The organism is Serratia liquefaciens (genome assembly GCF_027594825.1).
In the GTDB taxonomy this organism is placed as follows: Bacteria; Pseudomonadota; Gammaproteobacteria; order Enterobacterales; family Enterobacteriaceae; genus Serratia; species Serratia liquefaciens_A.
The window spans coordinates 4,146,277-4,162,582 of record NZ_CP088930.1 but is presented as its reverse complement, the minus strand read 5'-3'; the positions used below and the strand labels follow the sequence as shown (position 1 = coordinate 4,162,582).

Annotated in this window: 16 protein-coding genes; 9 read left to right on the top strand and 7 right to left on the bottom strand. The window is 57.6% G+C overall.

The annotated features are described in order from the left end of the window. Positions 1-130: 130 nt before the first annotated feature. On the bottom strand, positions 131-427 hold the full coding sequence (locus LQ945_RS19060; RefSeq protein WP_270101484.1) for a hypothetical protein: 297 nt from the start codon (positions 425-427) through the stop codon (positions 131-133). Between the two features lie 414 nt (positions 428-841). On the opposite strand from LQ945_RS19060, the gene folD reads away from it, so the two are divergent. Both folD and ybcJ read left to right on the top strand, forming a co-directional pair. Then, entirely contained in the window at positions 842-1,708 is an 867-nt protein-coding gene (folD, locus tag LQ945_RS19055; protein ID WP_270101483.1) for a bifunctional methylenetetrahydrofolate dehydrogenase/methenyltetrahydrofolate cyclohydrolase FolD, read from the top strand. Positions 1,709-1,718: 10 nt separating this feature from the next. Next, positions 1,719-1,931, top strand: coding sequence for a ribosome-associated protein YbcJ (gene ybcJ, locus LQ945_RS19050; protein WP_012005606.1), 213 nt, complete (start codon positions 1,719-1,721; stop codon positions 1,929-1,931). 68 nt (positions 1,932-1,999) lie between these two features. Here ybcJ and cysS read toward each other — a convergent pair whose 3' ends face one another. Further along, positions 2,000-3,385 carry a cysteine--tRNA ligase gene (cysS, locus tag LQ945_RS19045; protein ID WP_270101482.1) on the bottom strand — a complete coding sequence of 462 codons (1,386 nt, stop codon included), beginning with the start codon at positions 3,383-3,385 and terminating at the stop codon, positions 2,000-2,002. A 309-nt stretch (positions 3,386-3,694) separates the two neighbouring features. On the opposite strand from cysS, the gene ppiB reads away from it, so the two are divergent. The 4 genes from ppiB (at position 3,695) to purK (ending at position 6,677) form a co-directional block, all read left to right on the top strand. Beyond that, positions 3,695-4,189: a peptidylprolyl isomerase B gene (gene ppiB, locus LQ945_RS19040; RefSeq protein WP_044548774.1), complete on the top strand. Its 495-nt coding sequence runs from the start codon at positions 3,695-3,697 to the stop codon at positions 4,187-4,189. Between the two features lie 10 nt (positions 4,190-4,199). Continuing rightward, positions 4,200-4,922, top strand: coding sequence for a UDP-2,3-diacylglucosamine diphosphatase (gene lpxH, locus LQ945_RS19035; RefSeq protein ID WP_270101481.1), 723 nt, complete (start codon positions 4,200-4,202; stop codon positions 4,920-4,922). 166 nt (positions 4,923-5,088) lie between these two features. After that, on the top strand, positions 5,089-5,613 hold the full coding sequence (purE, locus tag LQ945_RS19030) for a 5-(carboxyamino)imidazole ribonucleotide mutase (RefSeq protein ID WP_044548770.1): 525 nt from the start codon (positions 5,089-5,091) through the stop codon (positions 5,611-5,613). Then, a complete protein-coding gene (gene purK / locus LQ945_RS19025) occupies positions 5,610-6,677 on the top strand; it encodes a 5-(carboxyamino)imidazole ribonucleotide synthase (protein ID WP_182821842.1) in 1,068 nt (355 codons plus the stop codon). The genes purE and purK overlap by 4 nt, the downstream gene beginning before the upstream one ends. Before the next feature lie 69 nt (positions 6,678-6,746). On the opposite strand, the gene galE is transcribed toward purK, so the two are convergent. The 4 genes from galE to ybbA all read right to left on the bottom strand — a co-directional run bounded on the left by galE (position 6,747) and on the right by ybbA (position 12,767). Continuing rightward, positions 6,747-7,763, bottom strand: coding sequence for a UDP-glucose 4-epimerase GalE (gene galE, locus LQ945_RS19020; protein WP_262239413.1), 1,017 nt, complete (start codon positions 7,761-7,763; stop codon positions 6,747-6,749). Between the two features lie 73 nt (positions 7,764-7,836). After that, positions 7,837-9,243 (bottom strand): sugar porter family MFS transporter, encoded by a 1,407-nt coding sequence (locus LQ945_RS19015; protein ID WP_044548767.1) that lies wholly within the window; start codon positions 9,241-9,243, stop codon positions 7,837-7,839. A 408-nt stretch (positions 9,244-9,651) separates the two neighbouring features. Beyond that, complete coding sequence (gene ybbP / locus LQ945_RS19010) at positions 9,652-12,084, bottom strand: putative ABC transporter permease subunit YbbP (protein ID WP_270101480.1); 2,433 nt, start codon at positions 12,082-12,084, stop codon at positions 9,652-9,654. Further along, on the bottom strand, positions 12,081-12,767 hold the full coding sequence (gene ybbA, locus LQ945_RS19005; protein WP_270101479.1) for a putative ABC transporter ATP-binding protein YbbA: 687 nt from the start codon (positions 12,765-12,767) through the stop codon (positions 12,081-12,083). Before ybbA ends, ybbP begins: the two co-directional genes overlap by 4 nt. Between ybbA and tesA the strand changes: the two genes are divergently transcribed. From tesA to LQ945_RS18990, 3 genes are all read left to right on the top strand, one after another. Beyond that, positions 12,738-13,376, top strand: a complete 639-nt coding sequence (gene tesA / locus LQ945_RS19000; protein ID WP_044548763.1) for a multifunctional acyl-CoA thioesterase I/protease I/lysophospholipase L1 — start codon at positions 12,738-12,740, stop codon at positions 13,374-13,376. The two genes, ybbA and tesA, sit on opposite strands and share 30 nt — an antisense overlap. A gap of 25 nt (positions 13,377-13,401) precedes the next feature. Then, positions 13,402-14,178, top strand: coding sequence for an SDR family oxidoreductase (locus tag LQ945_RS18995; RefSeq protein WP_044548761.1), 777 nt, complete (start codon positions 13,402-13,404; stop codon positions 14,176-14,178). 78 nt (positions 14,179-14,256) lie between these two features. Beyond that, entirely contained in the window at positions 14,257-15,111 is an 855-nt protein-coding gene (locus LQ945_RS18990) for a co-chaperone YbbN (protein ID WP_041414284.1), read from the top strand. Between the two features lie 37 nt (positions 15,112-15,148). Here LQ945_RS18990 and cfa read toward each other — a convergent pair whose 3' ends face one another. Continuing rightward, a complete protein-coding gene (gene cfa / locus LQ945_RS18985; protein ID WP_270101478.1) occupies positions 15,149-16,300 on the bottom strand; it encodes a cyclopropane fatty acyl phospholipid synthase in 1,152 nt (383 codons plus the stop codon). Between the last annotated feature and the right edge of the window lie 6 nt (positions 16,301-16,306).

The window sequence follows — 16,306 nt, the reverse complement described above, 5'->3', positions numbered from 1 at the left end:
CCGGGAGTTGCGGGTTGGATTATACGGTCAGAGATCATTGAGTCAATGCCTTTTCATGGCGTTACGGCCGTCGCCGTGCTTTATGATGAATTTTCAGCCATTGCCGCCGCTCTGCGTTGAGTTAACCGCGTCATTTTCCTTGGGTTAAATCCGACAGTTGGCGGCTGTTGCGCTGGGCCAGGTCGGAATCAGAGGGCTCAGGAAGACGATCCGACTGTTGCTGTTCTGCCGGGCGCTGCAGGCAAACGCGGGCCGAGCGCACCATCGCGTTGATGTTTCCCCAATCGGCATGCTGAGCCGTCAACAGGGTACAAGCCGCCGATAACGGTTGCTGCAAGACTGCGCTAACCGGTGCGGCGTTTAACGAAGCCTGCGCCATTGGCCCCCATACCAGCAGCATAAAACCCATCCCTTTGATGTTTCTCATGCGCGCAGCCTCCGGCACAATGCGCCCAGGCGCATTCTCCATGAGGGCGGCGTTTTGTGTGCGGCAAGCTGATGCAGCGCAATCAACTGCGCGACGTCAGCCGGGTGCAAGGACGAATCGAATACCGTTTCCCCCACGTGCCTTGGCTGGCATGCCTGGCTATCAAGAGGCAGGTGTAAGAAGTGCAACCGGGTAATGACCATCATGATTTTGACTCCCGTACCGCAGTGTGAATAGCCACAGCTTACGCAGCGAGCGGTAAAAAAGGCGTAGAGGATCATTCCGTTGGTATAAAAAAAGCGTAAATCGCACCCGACAAACGCCGTCGATCGCGATTCAGCGCCTGACAGCGCGCTCCGCTTCTGACAAAATAGCGCTATCCCCGCTTTTCTTAATTGATGGATTTCCTCACTGATGTCAGCAAAGATTATTGATGGTAAAACGATTGCGCAGCAGGTTAGAAACGAAGTGGCTGAGCAAGTTAAACAACGTCTGGCTGCCGGGAAACGCGCGCCGGGCCTGGCGGTAGTATTGGTTGGCGAGAACCCGGCCTCACAGATTTACGTCGCCAGCAAGCGCCGCGCCTGTGATGAAGTGGGTTTCCTCTCCCGCTCCTACGATCTGCCTGCCACCACCAGTGAGGCTGAACTGCTGGCGCTGATCGATCGTCTGAACGCCGACGGCGAGATCGACGGCATTTTAGTGCAGCTGCCGCTGCCGGCCGGTATCGACAACGTTAAGGTGCTGGAGCGTATTCATCCGGATAAAGACGTCGACGGTTTCCATCCGTACAACGTCGGTCGCCTGTGCCAACGTGCGCCCAAACTGCGCCCTTGCACCCCACGCGGTATCGTCACCCTGCTCGAGCGTTACAACATCGATACCTATGGCCTGAATGCCGTGGTGGTTGGCGCATCCAACATCGTCGGCCGCCCGATGAGCATGGAGCTGCTGCTGGCCGGGTGCACCACTACCGTGACCCACCGTTTCACCAAAAACCTGCGCCACCACGTTGAAAACGCCGATCTGCTGGTCGTTGCGGTCGGCAAACCGGGCTTTATTCCCGGCGACTGGATAAAATCGGGCGCCATCGTGGTGGACGTCGGCATTAACCGTCTGGAAAGTGGTAAAGTGGTCGGCGACGTGGATTTTGACGCCGCAAGCGAGCGCGCCGCCTACATTACTCCGGTTCCGGGTGGCGTTGGTCCAATGACCGTTGCTACACTGATCCAAAATACCTTGCAGGCCTGCGAGGAATATCACGACGTTCAACCTAAATAAGTAAGGCAGTATGGAAACTTTTAATCTGGATAATCACCCGCACGTCGAACTGTGCGACCTGCTCAAATTCCAGGGCTGGTGTGAAAGCGGCGGTGCCGCCAAAGAAGTCATCGCCGATGGGCAGGTGAAAGTGAACGGCAAAGTCGAAACGCGCAAACGCTGCAAAATCGTTGCCGATCAGGTCGTGGAGTTTAACGGCGGCAAGGTTGTGGTTAAACCTTGATCCCCGCTCCATAGAAAAAGGCGCTGAAGATTAACTCAGCGCCTTTTTTGTTTGCAGCCTAAAGTGAATTACTTACGGCGCCAGGTGGTCCCCTGCGGGCCATCTTCCAGCACGATGTTCATCTCATTCAAGCGATCGCGCGCGGCATCCGCCAGCGCCCAGTATTTGGCTTTGCGCGCGTCGTTACGCTGCTTGATCAAGGCTTCAATCTCCGCCACTTCGCCGTCATCGGCCTGCGCGCCGCTCTGCAGGAACTGTTCAGGCTCTTGCTGCAACAGGCCGAGCACCTTCGCCAGCTTACGCAGTTCCGCCGCCATGCCGTTAGCCGCCGTCATGTCTTCAGCTTTCAGGCGGTTAACCTCACGTGCCAAATCGAACAGCGCCGAGTAAGCTTCCGGCGTATTGAAGTCGTCATCCATGGCTTCACGGAAGCGGGCTTCGAACACCTCGCCGCCGGCAGGTTGGGCATTGGCGTCAGTGCCGCGCAGCGCGGTGTAGAGGCGTTCCAGCGCGGTACGTGCCTGCTTCAGGTTCTCTTCGCTGTAATTCAACTGGCTGCGATAGTGGCCGGACATCAGGAAGTAACGCACGGTTTCAGCGTCGTAGTAACCCAGCACGTCGCGGATAGTGAAGAAGTTATCCAGGGATTTCGACATTTTTTCTTTGTCGATCATCACCATGCCAGAGTGCATCCAATAGTTGACGTACGGGCCGTCATGGGCACAGCTCGACTGGGCAATTTCGTTCTCGTGATGCGGGAACATCAGATCGGAACCGCCGCCGTGGATATCAAAATGGGTGCCAAGCTGCTTGCAGTTCATGGCAGAACATTCAATGTGCCAACCCGGACGCCCTGCGCCCCAAGGCGACGCCCAGCTCGGTTCGCCCGGCTTGGACATCTTCCACAGCACGAAGTCCATCGGGTTGCGTTTCACGTCGTCGATTTCCACGCGCGCACCGGCCTGCAGCTGATCCAGATCCTGGCGTGACAGCAAACCGTATTGCGGATCGCTGTCGATGGAGAACATCACGTCGCCGTTGCTGGCCACATACGCGTGATCGCGATCGATCAGGCGTTGGGTGATCTCAATGATCTCGGCGATATGCTGGGTCGCACGCGGTTCGATGTCCGGGCGTTCGATCAGCAAAGAATCAAAGTCGGCGTGCATCTCCGCCAGCATGCGTGCAGTCAGTTGATCGCAGCTTTCGCCATTTTCAGTCGCCCGGCGGATAATTTTGTCGTCAACGTCGGTGACGTTACGCACGTAGTTCAACGAGTAGCCGAGATAACGCAGATAACGCGCCACCACGTCGAAAGCAACGAAGGTACGCCCGTGTCCGATATGACACAGGTCATAGATGGTTACCCCGCACACGTACATGCCCACTTTACCGGCATGAATGGGTTTAAATTCCTCTTTTTGACGACTCAGGGTATTAAAAATCTTTAGCATCGGGACATTCCGTGGTGTGCGTGATAACAAAAATGATAACCAGGGTTAAGGTTGTTCACCCAGCAGCGTATTGAAACCCGAAGCCTGATCTAATGCAAGGTTAAGGCCGCGCTTTGCTGAGTTCAGAGGTGGAAAACGGTGATAAATCAGCGATCGCCACCATTGTTATAATATAACAAATGGCGATTTACCACAGCCTGAGCGCGGTTTAGCCGCTGCTGACTCATTAAAGGAGATATGTTATAACGGCGGTCTGATAGTTCACTCGCTCCATGTGACATCTCACTTCATCTTGTTAGGACTAAAACTATGGTTACTTTCCACACTAATCACGGCGACATCGTTATCAACACCTTTGCGGACAAAGCGCCGGTTACCGTTGAAAACTTCCTGAACTACTGCCGTGACGGTTTCTACAACAACACCATTTTCCACCGTGTTATCAATGGTTTCATGATTCAGGGCGGCGGTTTTGAGCCGGGTATGAACCAGAAAGACACCAAAGCCACCATCAAGAACGAAGCCAACAACGGTCTGAAAAACACCACCGGCACCCTGGCAATGGCGCGTACCAACGATCCACACTCCGCGACCGCACAGTTCTTCATCAACGTAGCAGACAACGACTTCCTGAACTTCCGCGGCGAAAACGCCCAGGGTTGGGGCTACTGCGTGTTTGCTGAAGTGGTTGAAGGCATGGACGTGGTTAACAAGATCAAAGCCGTGAAAACTGGCCGCAGCGGCATGCACCAGGACGTACCGGTAGAAGACGTGATCGTCACCAGCGTTACCGTCAGCGAATAATCGCAGCTGAATGAACACGCTGTTCATTGCAGATCTGCACTTAAGCGCACAGGAACCGGCAATCACTGCCGGTTTTCTGCGTTTTTTGCGGCAAGATGCCATACATGCCGAAGCCCTGTACATTCTCGGTGACCTGTTCGAAGCCTGGATCGGCGATGACGATCCCGAACCTTTGCATGCTGAAATCGCCGCGGCGCTGAAGACGCTGCAACAGGCAGGCGTGCCCTGCTACTTTATCCACGGCAACCGTGATTTTCTGGTGGGCAAGCGCTTTGCCCGCGCCAGCGGCATGCAACTGCTGCCGGAAGAAAAAGTGCTGGACCTGTATGGCCGCAAAATCCTGATCCTGCACGGCGACACGCTGTGTACCGACGATCAGGCCTACCAACAGTTCCGCCGCAAAGTGCACAACCCGCTGATCCAGAAATTGTTCCTGGCAATGCCATTGCGCTGGCGCCTTAAGATCGCCGCTAAAATGCGTGCCCGCAGCCGGCAAAGCAACCAATACAAATCGGACGCCATCATGGACGTCAACCCGCAGGCGGTCGAACAGGCGATAGTGAACCATCAGGTGCACTGGATGATCCACGGCCACACTCATCGTCCGGCAGTACACGAGCTGGCGCTGAGCAACGGCAAGGCCCATCGCGTGGTGCTGGGTGCCTGGCATGAAGAAGGCTCGATGATCAAAGTCAGCGCCGACGCCGTCGAACTGATCCAATTCCCTTTCTAAGCTTCTGACTTCCCACGCCGGTAAAAACATTCGCGCTTTTGACGATGAAAACCGGCGACGCAACCGTTTTCCTCGCCGTTCGCTCATGGTATGCTCTACGCCCTCATTCGGCCTCCCGCCGCAGGCAATCGGCCGTCGTTTGTACAATTACAGGAGCCTTACACCCATGGGAGCCAACGCCGCTTCAGCCACTCACGCTGAGGTTAAAATCGCAATTGTAATGGGATCGAAAAGTGACTGGGCCACCATGCAGTTTGCGGCCGAAGTCCTGACCTCACTCGATGTCCCGTTCCATGTCGAAGTCGTTTCCGCTCATCGCACGCCAGACAAGCTGTTCAGCTTTGCCGAACAGGCAAGCGCCAAGGGTATTGACGTGATCATTGCCGGTGCGGGCGGTGCTGCGCACCTGCCGGGCATGCTGGCGGCGAAAACCCTGGTGCCGGTGCTGGGTGTGCCGGTGCAAAGCGCTGCCTTAAGCGGCGTAGACAGCCTGTATTCCATCGTGCAAATGCCGCGCGGTATTCCGGTCGGTACTCTGGCGATCGGCAAGGCCGGTGCTGCCAATGCCGCACTGCTGGCGGCACAAATTCTGGCGCTGCATGACGCCGCGCTGGCGCAGCGTCTGGCAGACTGGCGTCAGGCGCAGACCGACGAGGTGCTGAACAACCCGGACCCACGGGAGGAAGCATGAAGCCGGTTTGCGTACTGGGTAACGGTCAATTGGGGCGCATGCTGCGCCAGGCCGGTGAACCGCTGGGTATCGCCGTTTATCCGGTTGGCCTCGACGCCGAGCCGGAAGCGGTACCTTATCAAAACAGTGTGATCACCGCTGAAATCGAGCGTTGGCCGGAAACCGCGCTAACGCGTGAACTGGCGACCCACAACAGCTTCGTTAACCGCGATATTTTCCCCCGTCTGGCAGACCGACTGACGCAAAAACAGTTGCTCGATCAGCTCGGCCTGGCTACCGCGCCGTGGCAGTTGCTGGCCGACGCCACCGAGTGGCCGCAGGTGTTCGCGGCCCTGGGCGAACTGGCGATAGTCAAACGTCGCGTGGGCGGTTACGACGGCCGAGGTCAATGGCGTCTGCGCCCTGGCCAGGAAGCCGAACTGCCGGCCGATGCCTATGGCGAATGCATCGTTGAACAGGGGATTAACTTCTCCGGCGAAGTTTCGTTGGTTGGCGCACGCGGGCACGACGGTAAATCGGTGTTTTATCCGCTAACCCATAACCTGCATGAAGAAGGCATTCTGCGCACCAGCGTGGCGTTGCCGCAGCCCAACCCAGCGCTGCAACAGCAGGCTGAACGGATGCTGGCGGCGATCCTCGATGAACTGAACTACGTCGGCGTCATGGCGATGGAGTGCTTTATCGTCGGCGATAGCCTGCTGATTAACGAGCTGGCCCCCCGGGTACACAACAGCGGCCACTGGACGCAGAACGGTGCGTCTATCAGCCAGTTCGAACTGCACCTGCGTGCCATTCTCGCCCTGCCGCTGCCGAAACCCGTCGTGAGCACCCCGTCGGTGATGGTCAACCTGATCGGCACCGCGGTGAATCAGCAGTGGCTGGCGTTACCGCTGGTGCATCTGCACTGGTACGAGAAAGAGGTGCGCGAAGGCCGCAAGGTTGGGCATCTCAACCTGAACGATCCTGACGCTGCCGTACTGCAACAGGCATTGCAGGCTTTGGCACCGCTGTTACCGGCCGAATACCAAAGCGGTTTGGCCTGGGCGCAGCAGAAGCTGGCTTAAGCGTTACGCCGAACCAAAAAAAAGGGTTCAACTCTCAGAGCTGAACCCTTTTTTATTGTCGATGAGAAGCTATTGGCGGTAGCCCTGAGGGTTTTTGCTTTGCCAATTCCAGGTATCGCGCATCATCAGGTCAAGGCCGCGTTGTACTTCCCAGCCCAGTTCCTGTTTCGCCAGGCTGGCATCGGCCCAGAAGGCGGGCAGGTCGCCCGCACGGCGCGGTAGAATCTGGTAGGGGATGGTGACCCCCGAAGCTTTCTCAAACGCCCGCACCATGTCCAATACCGAATAACCTACCCCAGAACCCAGATTATAGGCTTTGAAACCAGCTACCTGCGTTAAATGATCCATCGCAGCCAGGTGACCCTGAGCAACGTCCATCACATGAATATAATCGCGCACGCCGGTGCCGTCTTTGGTCGGGTAATCACCGCCAAACACGCTCAGGCTTTCACGCTGGCCAATGGCGACCTGCGCGATATACGGCAGCAGGTTATTGGGAATGCCGCTGGGGTCCTCGCCAATCAGCCCCGACTCATGGGCGCCTACCGGATTGAAATAACGCAGCGCAATAATCGAAAATGCCGGCTCGGCCTTGGCAAAGTCCTGCAGGATCTGCTCGACCATCCACTTGGAGGTGCCATAGGGACTGGTAGTGCCGCCGATCGGCATATCCTCGCGATAAGGCACTGGCGCATTTTCACCGTACACCGTGGCGGAGGAGCTAAAGATAAACCGGTGAACGCCGGCCTGACGCATCGCTTCCAGCAACACCAGCGTGCCCGTCACGTTGTTTTGATAATACTCCAGGGGTTTCCGGGTAGACTCCCCTACCGCCTTCAGGCCGGCAAAATGGATCACCGAGGTAATCTGGTGCGCCTTAAAGATCCGTTGCAAGCAGGCGGCGTCCTGTACATCTCCCCGATAGAACTTTGCGGCTTTGCCCGTCAGTTGCGCCACGCGTCGCAAGGACTCTTCAGACGCATTGATCAAATTGTCCAGCACCACCACATCTTCACCCCGTTCCAGCAGCGCCAATACGGTGTGGGAACCAATGTATCCGGCACCGCCGGTCACCAGAATCGCCATAATTTCCTCCTGTAGTCAGCATCTGGCGTTAACGCCAGATGCCTGAACGGATATCCTGCGCACAGCCCGTCGGCTAGCGCGAACCAATGTTGCGTAACGGTTTGCCGGCCATCAGATTGCGTTCGATATGCTCCAACGAGATGTTCTTCGTTTCCGGAATCAACGCCAGCGTAATGAAGATAAACACCAGGTTAAGCGCCGCATAGACCCAGAAAGTGTGCGCACTGCCCAGCGAATTGAGCATGGTCAGGAAGGTCGCCCCGACGATCATGTTGGCAATCCAGTTGGTGGCGGTAGAACAGGTAATGCCAAAATCGCGGCCTTTCAGCGGCTGGATCTCTGAACACAGCACCCAAATCAGCGGGCCGGCGCTCATGGCAAAACCGACAATAAACATCAGCAGCATGATGATGGCAAAGTATTGCTCGGCCGGCGAGGTCATGCCCACATTCATCATGGTCCCCAGCGCGCCCATGCCCACCGCCATGACGACAAAGCCCAGCGTCAGCGTCGGTTTGCGCCCCCAGCGGTCAACCAACCCGATGGCAATAAAGGTAGCCAGCACGTTAACCAGACCGACAATGACCGTCCCCCACATCTGCTGTGCGGTACTGGCAAAGCCCGCCAGGCCAAAAATTTTCGGTGCGTAATACATGATGACGTTCATCCCGGTGAACTGTTGCATCACCTGCAGCAGGACGCCAAGGAAGACGGCACGACGGAAGTTTTTATTATCTTTAAACAGCGCCCAGCCGCTCTGTTTCAGCTTCAGGCTTTCGCGAATTTCGTTCAGTTCGTGCTGCGCCTGAGCGCTGGTGTCACGCAGCTTTTCCAATACCTGACGCGCCTGCTCATGGCGATTGCGTGAAGCCAGCCAGCGCGGGCTATCCGGCAAGAAGAACACGCCGATCAACAGCAATACCGCAGGGATGGTGATCACGCCCAGCATCCAGCGCCAGGCGCCGGTGTAGCTGAATGCGGTATCCGACAGGTAGGCCGCCAGAATGCCGATGGTGATCATCAACTGGTACATCGAAATCATGCTGCCGCGAATTTTCTCCGGGGCAATTTCAGACAGATAAATCGGTGCGGTGTAAGAAGCCACCCCGACCGCCAGTCCAAGTAGCACGCGAGAAATCAGCAAGATTTCCACATTGGGAGCTGCGGCTGAGCACAGCGAACCGACGACAAACAACACGGCGCCAATCATCAGGCTGTATTTACGCCCGATACGGAAGTTCATCCAGCCACTGCCCACGGCGCCGACCGCCGCCCCAAACATCATTGAGCTGACCACCCACTCCTGCTGGGAGCTGGTGATGTTAAACGAGTCGGTGATAAACGGCAGAGCACCCGCAATAACGCCGATGTCCAGACCGAACAGCAGCCCAGCCAATGCGGCCAGAAAACAGACGAAAAAAGTCATCCCTGCATTGCTCTGGCTTTTTTCTGCCACCGACACTTTGACGGTAGTACTCATACAGCCTCCAAACGATAACGTGCTTAAGTTGCCCGTATGATAGGAGGCAATTCGCCAGAGAGAAGTGAGTGCGATCACATTAGTGGAAACGATTACATTTATTGTTTGTTTAGTTAAAAACAGAAATACAACCTCAAAACAAACTCATTTACCTGATTTAAAATGATAAATATAGGCATCAACACCCTTGTATGGCGGTGACGGTAATATCACTTTACCTTAATCGCTCCTGGGAAATTGAGTAATCCGAAGGCGATGTGTAACCGATTTCACGCAGGCATCAGCAAAGTGAATAGCCGACCGATCGAGGCAGGAATTGAAAGCGGAGGTTGTAACGAGAAACGGATTCGTGCGGAGACTAACGTCGACCGGCCCCTGATAATGGAGCCGGTCGATAACCTTAAGGAACTAGCAGTCGTAGCTGCGGAACAGCGCCTGACCGCGCAGCAAACGCACGCCCAGCCAACCGCCACACAGCGACAGCAACAGCGCGCTGAGCAACGGCAGTGCCCACCACAGCACCGGTGTCGGTGCCCACGGGAAGTCAAACACCTGGCTTTGCAGCAGCCACAGCGCCGCCTCTGCGCCCACCGCAGCGGCGATGCCCGCCACCAGCCCCAGCAGGGCAAACTCACACCACAGCGTACTGCGTAACAGGCGCTTGCCTGCGCCCAGCGTGCGATACACCACCAACTCCTGACGTCGCTGACGCATCCCCACCTGCACCTGAGCCATCAGCAACAGGCCGCCGCACAGCACCACCAGCACCACCATCACTTCCAGTGCGCGGCTGACCTGCTGCAGCACGCCGCCCACCTGTTTGAGGATCGAGCCGATATCCAGCAGGCTGAGCGTCGGGAACTGGCGATTAAGCTGGGTTAACATCTGGCCGTCCCCGTCATAGCGGAAACTGGTGAGCCAGGTTTGTGGCTGACCGTCCAGCGCACCCGGCGGGAAGATAAAGTAAAAGTTCGGCTTCAGACTTTCCCAATCCACCTGCCGCAGGCTGGTCACCTTGGCGCTGAACGACTGGGTATCGCCACTGAAGGTCAGCGTATCGCCCAGCTTGATCTTGAGCCGCCCGGCAATGCCCTGATCCATCGACACTTCGCCGGTCTTAGGCGGCCAACTGCCCGCCAGCAAAGGGTTGTGCGCCGGCAAATCCGCCAGCCAGGTCAGGTTCAATTCGCGATTCACCGCTTCACCGCCCGGATCGTCCTCATGCACCCGTTCGGTCGCCACCTGCTGGTTAATCTCGGTCAGGCGAACACGGACAATCGGATAATAGGTCTCAGGTGCAATTTGATGCTGTTGCAGGAAGGTCTTCACCTGCGGCACCTGCGCTTCGGTCAGGTTCAACAGGAAGTAGTTCGGGCTGTCCGGCGGCAGTTGTTGCTGCCAGCGTTCGAGCAGATCGCCACGCAACACCAGCAATAACGCCAACAGCATAAACGACAGCGAAAAGGCCGCCAGTTGGCTTACCGTTACCCAAGGCTGATGCAACAGACGGTTGACCGCCAGACGCAGCGCCAGGTTTTTCAGCGTAATACGGCGCAGCAGCAGCAGGCTGCCCCAACCTATGGCCCCCAACAGCAAGGCCAGCACCAGAATACCAGCCAGGATCGACCACAGCAGCGTGCTCGCGCCCATCAGCGCGGTCAGCAACGCCACCACAATCACCGCCGTCACCGGCAGGAAGTAGCGCAGCGGCCAGACGTTAGCCACCACATCGCGGCGCAGTACCCGCAGCGGCTGAGTCGCCAACAGCTGCCGGTATGGCCGCAGCCCCACCAGCAGCGAAATCATCAGTAACGCGCCGATCGCCCACAACCACGGCCAGGTCCCGGCGGCAGGCAGTTCCCCCGGCAATACCGGAGCCAGCAGCCGGACCAACACCGCTTCAAATCCCAGCCCGATAATCCCCCCGCATACCGCAGCCAGCAGGATCACCGCCAACCACTGGCCGACAATCAGCTTACGCAGCGCACTACCACCGGCACCCAGCGTTTTCAGCACCGCTATCAGATCGTAACGACTGCGGCAATAGTGGCTCATAGCCACCGCCACCGCGGCAATCGACAGCAGTAAAGTCAGCAATGCAGACAACAGCAAGAACTGCTGCGAACGCTGCAGCGACTTGCCTAACGCGCTGCCGGACTCCTGCAACCCGAACCAGCGCTGATCCGGCCCGAGCTGCGGCGTCAGGCGATCTTCATAACGCTGAATATCCTGCTCGGCCCCGGCAAACATATAACGGTAGGTCAGGCGACTGCCCGGTTGCACAGCCCCGGTTTTGTCCACGTCCGCCAGATTGATCATGATACGCGGCGCGGTCTGGAACGGGTTAAAGCCGGAATCCGGCTCCTGGATGATTTCACCGGCAATACGCAGTTGGGTATCGCCAACGTCCAACGTGTCCCCCACCTTTACGTTCAACAGCGCCAGCAAACGCGGGGCGACCAATACGCTGCCCGGCGTCAGCTTGGCATTGGCCGGACGGGTTTCCAGCTTGCCATACAGCGGATAGGCCAGATCGGTGGCCTTCACGTCCGCCAACTGCGGCCGGTCTCCGGCGTAGGTCATGGTGGTGAACGACAGCTGCCGACTGACCTTCAGCCCCTGCTGCTGCGCATCCAGCAGCCAGCCTTCCGGTACCGGCCGGGCGCTACGCAGCACCCGATCGCCGGCGATAAAATCGCGGCTCTGCTGGCTCAGGCCTTTATCCATACGATCGCTGATGCTGCCCAATGCCAATACGCAGGCCATCGACAGCGTCAGCGCCAGCCAGACGATCAGCAGCGACGGCGAGCGCCACTCGCGCCAGAACCAGCGCCAGATCATGCTTCCTCCCACAGCTTGCCTTCGCGCAGGCGCAGCCGCCGCTGGCAGCGCGCCGCCAGGGTTTCGTCATGGGTGACCAGAATTAAGGTGGTGGAAAAATCGCGGTTGAGCGAAAACAGCAGATCGGCGATGCGCTCGCCGGTCTGGCGATCGAGATTGCCGGTCGGCTCATCGGCGAACAGCACCCGTGGCCGCCCGCTAAACGCCCGCGCCAGCGCCACCCTTTGCTGTTCGCCGCCGGAAAGCTGCGCCGGCAAGTGGTCAAGGCGTTTACCCAGCCCAAGCTGCTCCAACAGTTGCACTGCCTGCTCACGACTTTGGCGATCGCTTTCACCACGCAGCAGCGCCGGCAACTGCACGTTTTCCAACGCATTGAGCGTCGGCACCAGCATAAATGATTGAAACACAAAGCCGACATTCTTGGCGCGCAGCGCGGCACGGCCCTCTTCGTCCAGCGAGGTCAGCGATTCACCCAACAAATGCACGTCCCCTTCGCTGCCGTCATCCAACCCGGCGAGGATCCCCAGCAGCGTTGACTTGCCTGAACCGGACTCGCCAATCAGGGCAATTGTCTGCGCGGGTTTGACAACCAGCTCGACTCCGGTAAGGATGGAGAGCTGATGCTCACTCTGACCAACGTGTTTACTAAGATGATGAACTTCAAGAACGTTTTCCGCTGGCATCTTCCCTTCCTTTTGCTGTTGGGATTATTCAGTTTACGCGCTGTCGCCGCCGATACCCTGTTGATTTTAGGCGACAGTTTGAGCGCCGGTTACCGCTTGCCGGTGGCGCAGGCATGGCCGACGCTGTTGGCCGATCAATGGCAGAAAAAGCCGGGCGATCCGCAACTGGTCAACGCCAGTATCAGCGGCGACACCGCAGCACAGGGGCTGGCCCGCCTGCCCGAATTGCTAAAACAGCACCAGCCGCGCTGGGTGCTGATTGAATTGGGCGCCAACGATGGTCTGCGCGGCTTCCCGGCACAGGACCTGCAGCGCGATCTCGGCCAAATCATCACCTTGGTACAGCAGGCCGGCGCACAGCCGCTGCTGATGCAGATCCGTATCCCGCCCAACTATGGCCGCCGTTATACCGAGGCCTTCAGCGCGGTTTACCCTCAGTTGGCCAAGCAGTTCAACATTCCGCTGCTGCCGTTCTACATGGAACAGGTGGTGGTAAAAGCGGAATGGATGCAGGATGACGGATTGCATCCCAATAAGGATGCCCAACCGTTTATCGCCACCTGGATGGCGGAACGTCTGGAACCTCTAGTAAAACATGAGTCTAACTAAATAGCGTTGTATACTAGGTAAAGTTATGCAAAAAGCAGTGTTGATAACCGGCTGTTCCAGCGGGATTGGATTGATTGCGGCACAGGATCTGCGCAACCGTGGCTACCGCGTGCTGGCCGCCTGCCGCAAACCGCAGGACGTGGAAAACATGCGCCAGCTTGGGCTGGAAGGCATTGAGCTGGATCTGGACGACAGCGCCAGCGTCGAACGTGCCGCCGCGCAGGTGATCGAACTGACCGGCGGCCGGCTGTACGGCCTGTTCAACAACGGCGGCTTTGGCGTTTATGGGCCACTGAGCAGCATTTCGCGCCAGCAATTGGAACGCCAGTTTGCCACCAACCTGTTTGGCACCCATCAGTTAACCCAGTTGCTGTTGCCGGCGATGCTGCCGCACGGCGAGGGGCGCATTATTCAGACCAGTTCGGTGATGGGGCTGGTTTCCAGCGCCGGACGCGGTGCCTATGCCGCCAGCAAGTTTGCGCTGGAAGCCTGGTCCGATGCTCTGCGCATGGAGCTGCACGGTACCGGCATTCAGGTCAGCCTGATTGAGCCCGGCCCGATCTCCACCCACTTTACCCAGAACGTCAATCAGGCGCAGAGCGATAAACCGGTGCACAACCCCGGCATTGCCAAGCGTCTGACGCTGCCGCCGGAAGCCATTTTGCCCAAATTGCGCCACGCGCTGGAAAGCCCAAGGGCTAAACTGCGTTATCCGGTGACCCTGCTGGCGCACGCGCTCAGCGTATTGCGTCGCATCCTGCCCGGCCGCTGTCTGGACTGGCTGCTGCGCAGCAACGGTTAATTGGGCCGGCGGGGTTGAAGAATGCCACTCCGCCCCCATTTAAAAGCCAATGGCTCCGCAAGATCAGAGAGAAAATACATGCTAGCTCAAGCTGTTGTTGATATTAACGAAACTAACCTGCACCAGACGCTGGAACAGTCAATGTCCCTGCCGGTGGTGTTCTACTTCTGGTCGGATCGCAGCCAACACTGTCTGCAGCTCACCCCGATACTGGACAAGCTGGCGGCGGAATATGCCGGTCAATTTGTGCTGGCAAAAGTGGATTGCGACGCCGAACAGGCCATCGCGGCCCAATTTGGCCTGCGTTCTCTGCCGACGGTGTACCTGTTCAAAGACGGCCAGCCGGTCGACGGATTCCAGGGCCCGCAGCCGGAAGAGATGATCCGCGAATTCCTGCAGCGTTTCCTGCCGAAAGAAGAAGATTTGAAGCTGGCGCAGGCGACTGAATTGCTGGCCGAAGGCAATGCCACCGAGGCGTTACCGCTGTTGAAAGACGCCTGGCAAGCCAGTCAGCAACGCAGCGATATTGGCCTGACACTGGCAGAAACCCAGATTGCGCTGAACCGCACTGAAGATGCCGAAACCGTGCTGGCAACCATCCCGCTGCAGGATCGGGATACCCGCTATCAGGGTCTGGTGGCGCAGATTGAGCTGCTGAAACAGGCCGCCGACACGCCGGAAATTCAACAGTTGCAACAGCAGGTGGAACAGCAGCCGGAGAACGTCGATTTAGCCGTGCAACTGGCGCTGCAACTGCATCAGGTGGGGCGCAATGAAGAAGCGCTGGAGCTGCTGATGGGGCATCTGAAGAAAGATCTCGCCGCCGCCAACGGCAACGCACGCAAGACGCTGATGGATATTCTGGCCGCGCTGGGCACCGGCGACGCGCTGGCCGCCAAATACCGCCGTCAGCTCTATTCGCTGCTGTACTGATATTTGAGGGCGCAGCCTGCTGCGCCCCCTTCACTTCTTAGCGGTACACCCGCACCCCGCCTTCAATACCTTTCGGGCTGAACAACACCTGCCATAGCTGAATATCCCGTGCACGGAACGCGCCGGCGCAGGCATTCAGGTAATAGGTGAACATTCGTTCGAACCGCTCGGAATACTCTTCGGCCAGTAACGGCCACGCCCGTTTGAAATTTTCATACCAGGCCATCAGCGTGCGGTCGTAATCGGCGCCAATATTGTGCCAGTCCTCCATCACAAAACGCCCTTCGCTGGCCTCGGAAATATGCCGTACCGATGGCAGGCAGCCGTTGGGGAAGATGTATTTGTCTATCCAGGCGTCGACGTGCAGATTGGTTTGGTTTGCGCCAATAGTATGCAGCAGGAACAGGCCATCGGGCTTGAGGTTGCGCGCCGCGACGCGGAAATAAGTGTCATAGTTCTTTGGCCCCACGTGTTCGAACATGCCGACGGAGACAATGCGGTCAAACTGACGGTCAAGGTCGCGATAATCCTGCAGTTGTATCTCTACGTCCAATCCCTGACAGCGTTCCTGCGCCAGCTTTTGCTGCTCGGCGGAAATCGTCACGCCATACACAGATACGCCGTAGTTTTCTGCCGCATATTGAGCCAATCCGCCCCAGCCACAGCCGATGTCCAACAGCGACATGCCGGGTTTCAGCTGCAGCTTCTCGCAGATCATTTTCAGCTTGGCCTGCTGCGCCTGTTCCAGCGTGTCAGCGTCTTTCCAATAGCCGCAGGAATATTGCATATAGGGGTCGAGCATCGCGCGGAACAGATCGTTGCCAATGTCGTAATGCTCCTTGCCCACCTGCCAGGCGCGTTTACGTGACTGACGATTAAACAGCCGGGCATAGGCGATACGCGCAATGTCGCTCAGGTTTTTAGGCAAGCGCTCATCGACGCCCGCCTGCAGAATACGGGTAAATAGCACGTCCAGTCGCTCGCAGTCCCACCAGCCATCCATGTAGCTTTCGCCGAACCCTAGCGATCCTTCCTGCAAAATGCGTTTAAACAACGCCGGATTATGTACCTTGATATCGCAGGCGCGGTTGCCGTTGATGGCCACATCGGCAGAGGACAACAATTCCTCCACAATGCGATACCAACGATCTTTTTTCGGGGCAAGTTCATCAACACTGATTGAGTCCATAACAAT

Coding starts and splice junctions, on each gene's coding strand:
- galE (WP_262239413.1), bottom strand. CDS start 7,763: ATGGCGATTCTGGTGACCGGCGGTGCCGGATACATTGGTTCCCACACC.
- purE (WP_044548770.1), top strand. CDS start 5,089: ATGGGAGCCAACGCCGCTTCAGCCACTCACGCTGAGGTTAAAATCGCA.
- LQ945_RS18990 (WP_041414284.1), top strand. CDS start 14,257: ATGCTAGCTCAAGCTGTTGTTGATATTAACGAAACTAACCTGCACCAG.
- cysS (WP_270101482.1), bottom strand. CDS start 3,385: ATGCTAAAGATTTTTAATACCCTGAGTCGTCAAAAAGAGGAATTTAAA.
- LQ945_RS19015 (WP_044548767.1), bottom strand. CDS start 9,243: ATGAGTACTACCGTCAAAGTGTCGGTGGCAGAAAAAAGCCAGAGCAAT.
- ppiB (WP_044548774.1), top strand. CDS start 3,695: ATGGTTACTTTCCACACTAATCACGGCGACATCGTTATCAACACCTTT.
- ybcJ (WP_012005606.1), top strand. CDS start 1,719: ATGGAAACTTTTAATCTGGATAATCACCCGCACGTCGAACTGTGCGAC.
- ybbA (WP_270101479.1), bottom strand. CDS start 12,767: ATGCCAGCGGAAAACGTTCTTGAAGTTCATCATCTTAGTAAACACGTT.
- folD (WP_270101483.1), top strand. CDS start 842: ATGTCAGCAAAGATTATTGATGGTAAAACGATTGCGCAGCAGGTTAGA.
- LQ945_RS19060 (WP_270101484.1), bottom strand. CDS start 427: ATGAGAAACATCAAAGGGATGGGTTTTATGCTGCTGGTATGGGGGCCA.
- tesA (WP_044548763.1), top strand. CDS start 12,738: ATGAACTTCAAGAACGTTTTCCGCTGGCATCTTCCCTTCCTTTTGCTG.
- purK (WP_182821842.1), top strand. CDS start 5,610: ATGAAGCCGGTTTGCGTACTGGGTAACGGTCAATTGGGGCGCATGCTG.
- LQ945_RS18995 (WP_044548761.1), top strand. CDS start 13,402: ATGCAAAAAGCAGTGTTGATAACCGGCTGTTCCAGCGGGATTGGATTG.
- cfa (WP_270101478.1), bottom strand. CDS start 16,300: ATGGACTCAATCAGTGTTGATGAACTTGCCCCGAAAAAAGATCGTTGG.
- ybbP (WP_270101480.1), bottom strand. CDS start 12,084: ATGATCTGGCGCTGGTTCTGGCGCGAGTGGCGCTCGCCGTCGCTGCTG.
- lpxH (WP_270101481.1), top strand. CDS start 4,200: ATGAACACGCTGTTCATTGCAGATCTGCACTTAAGCGCACAGGAACCG.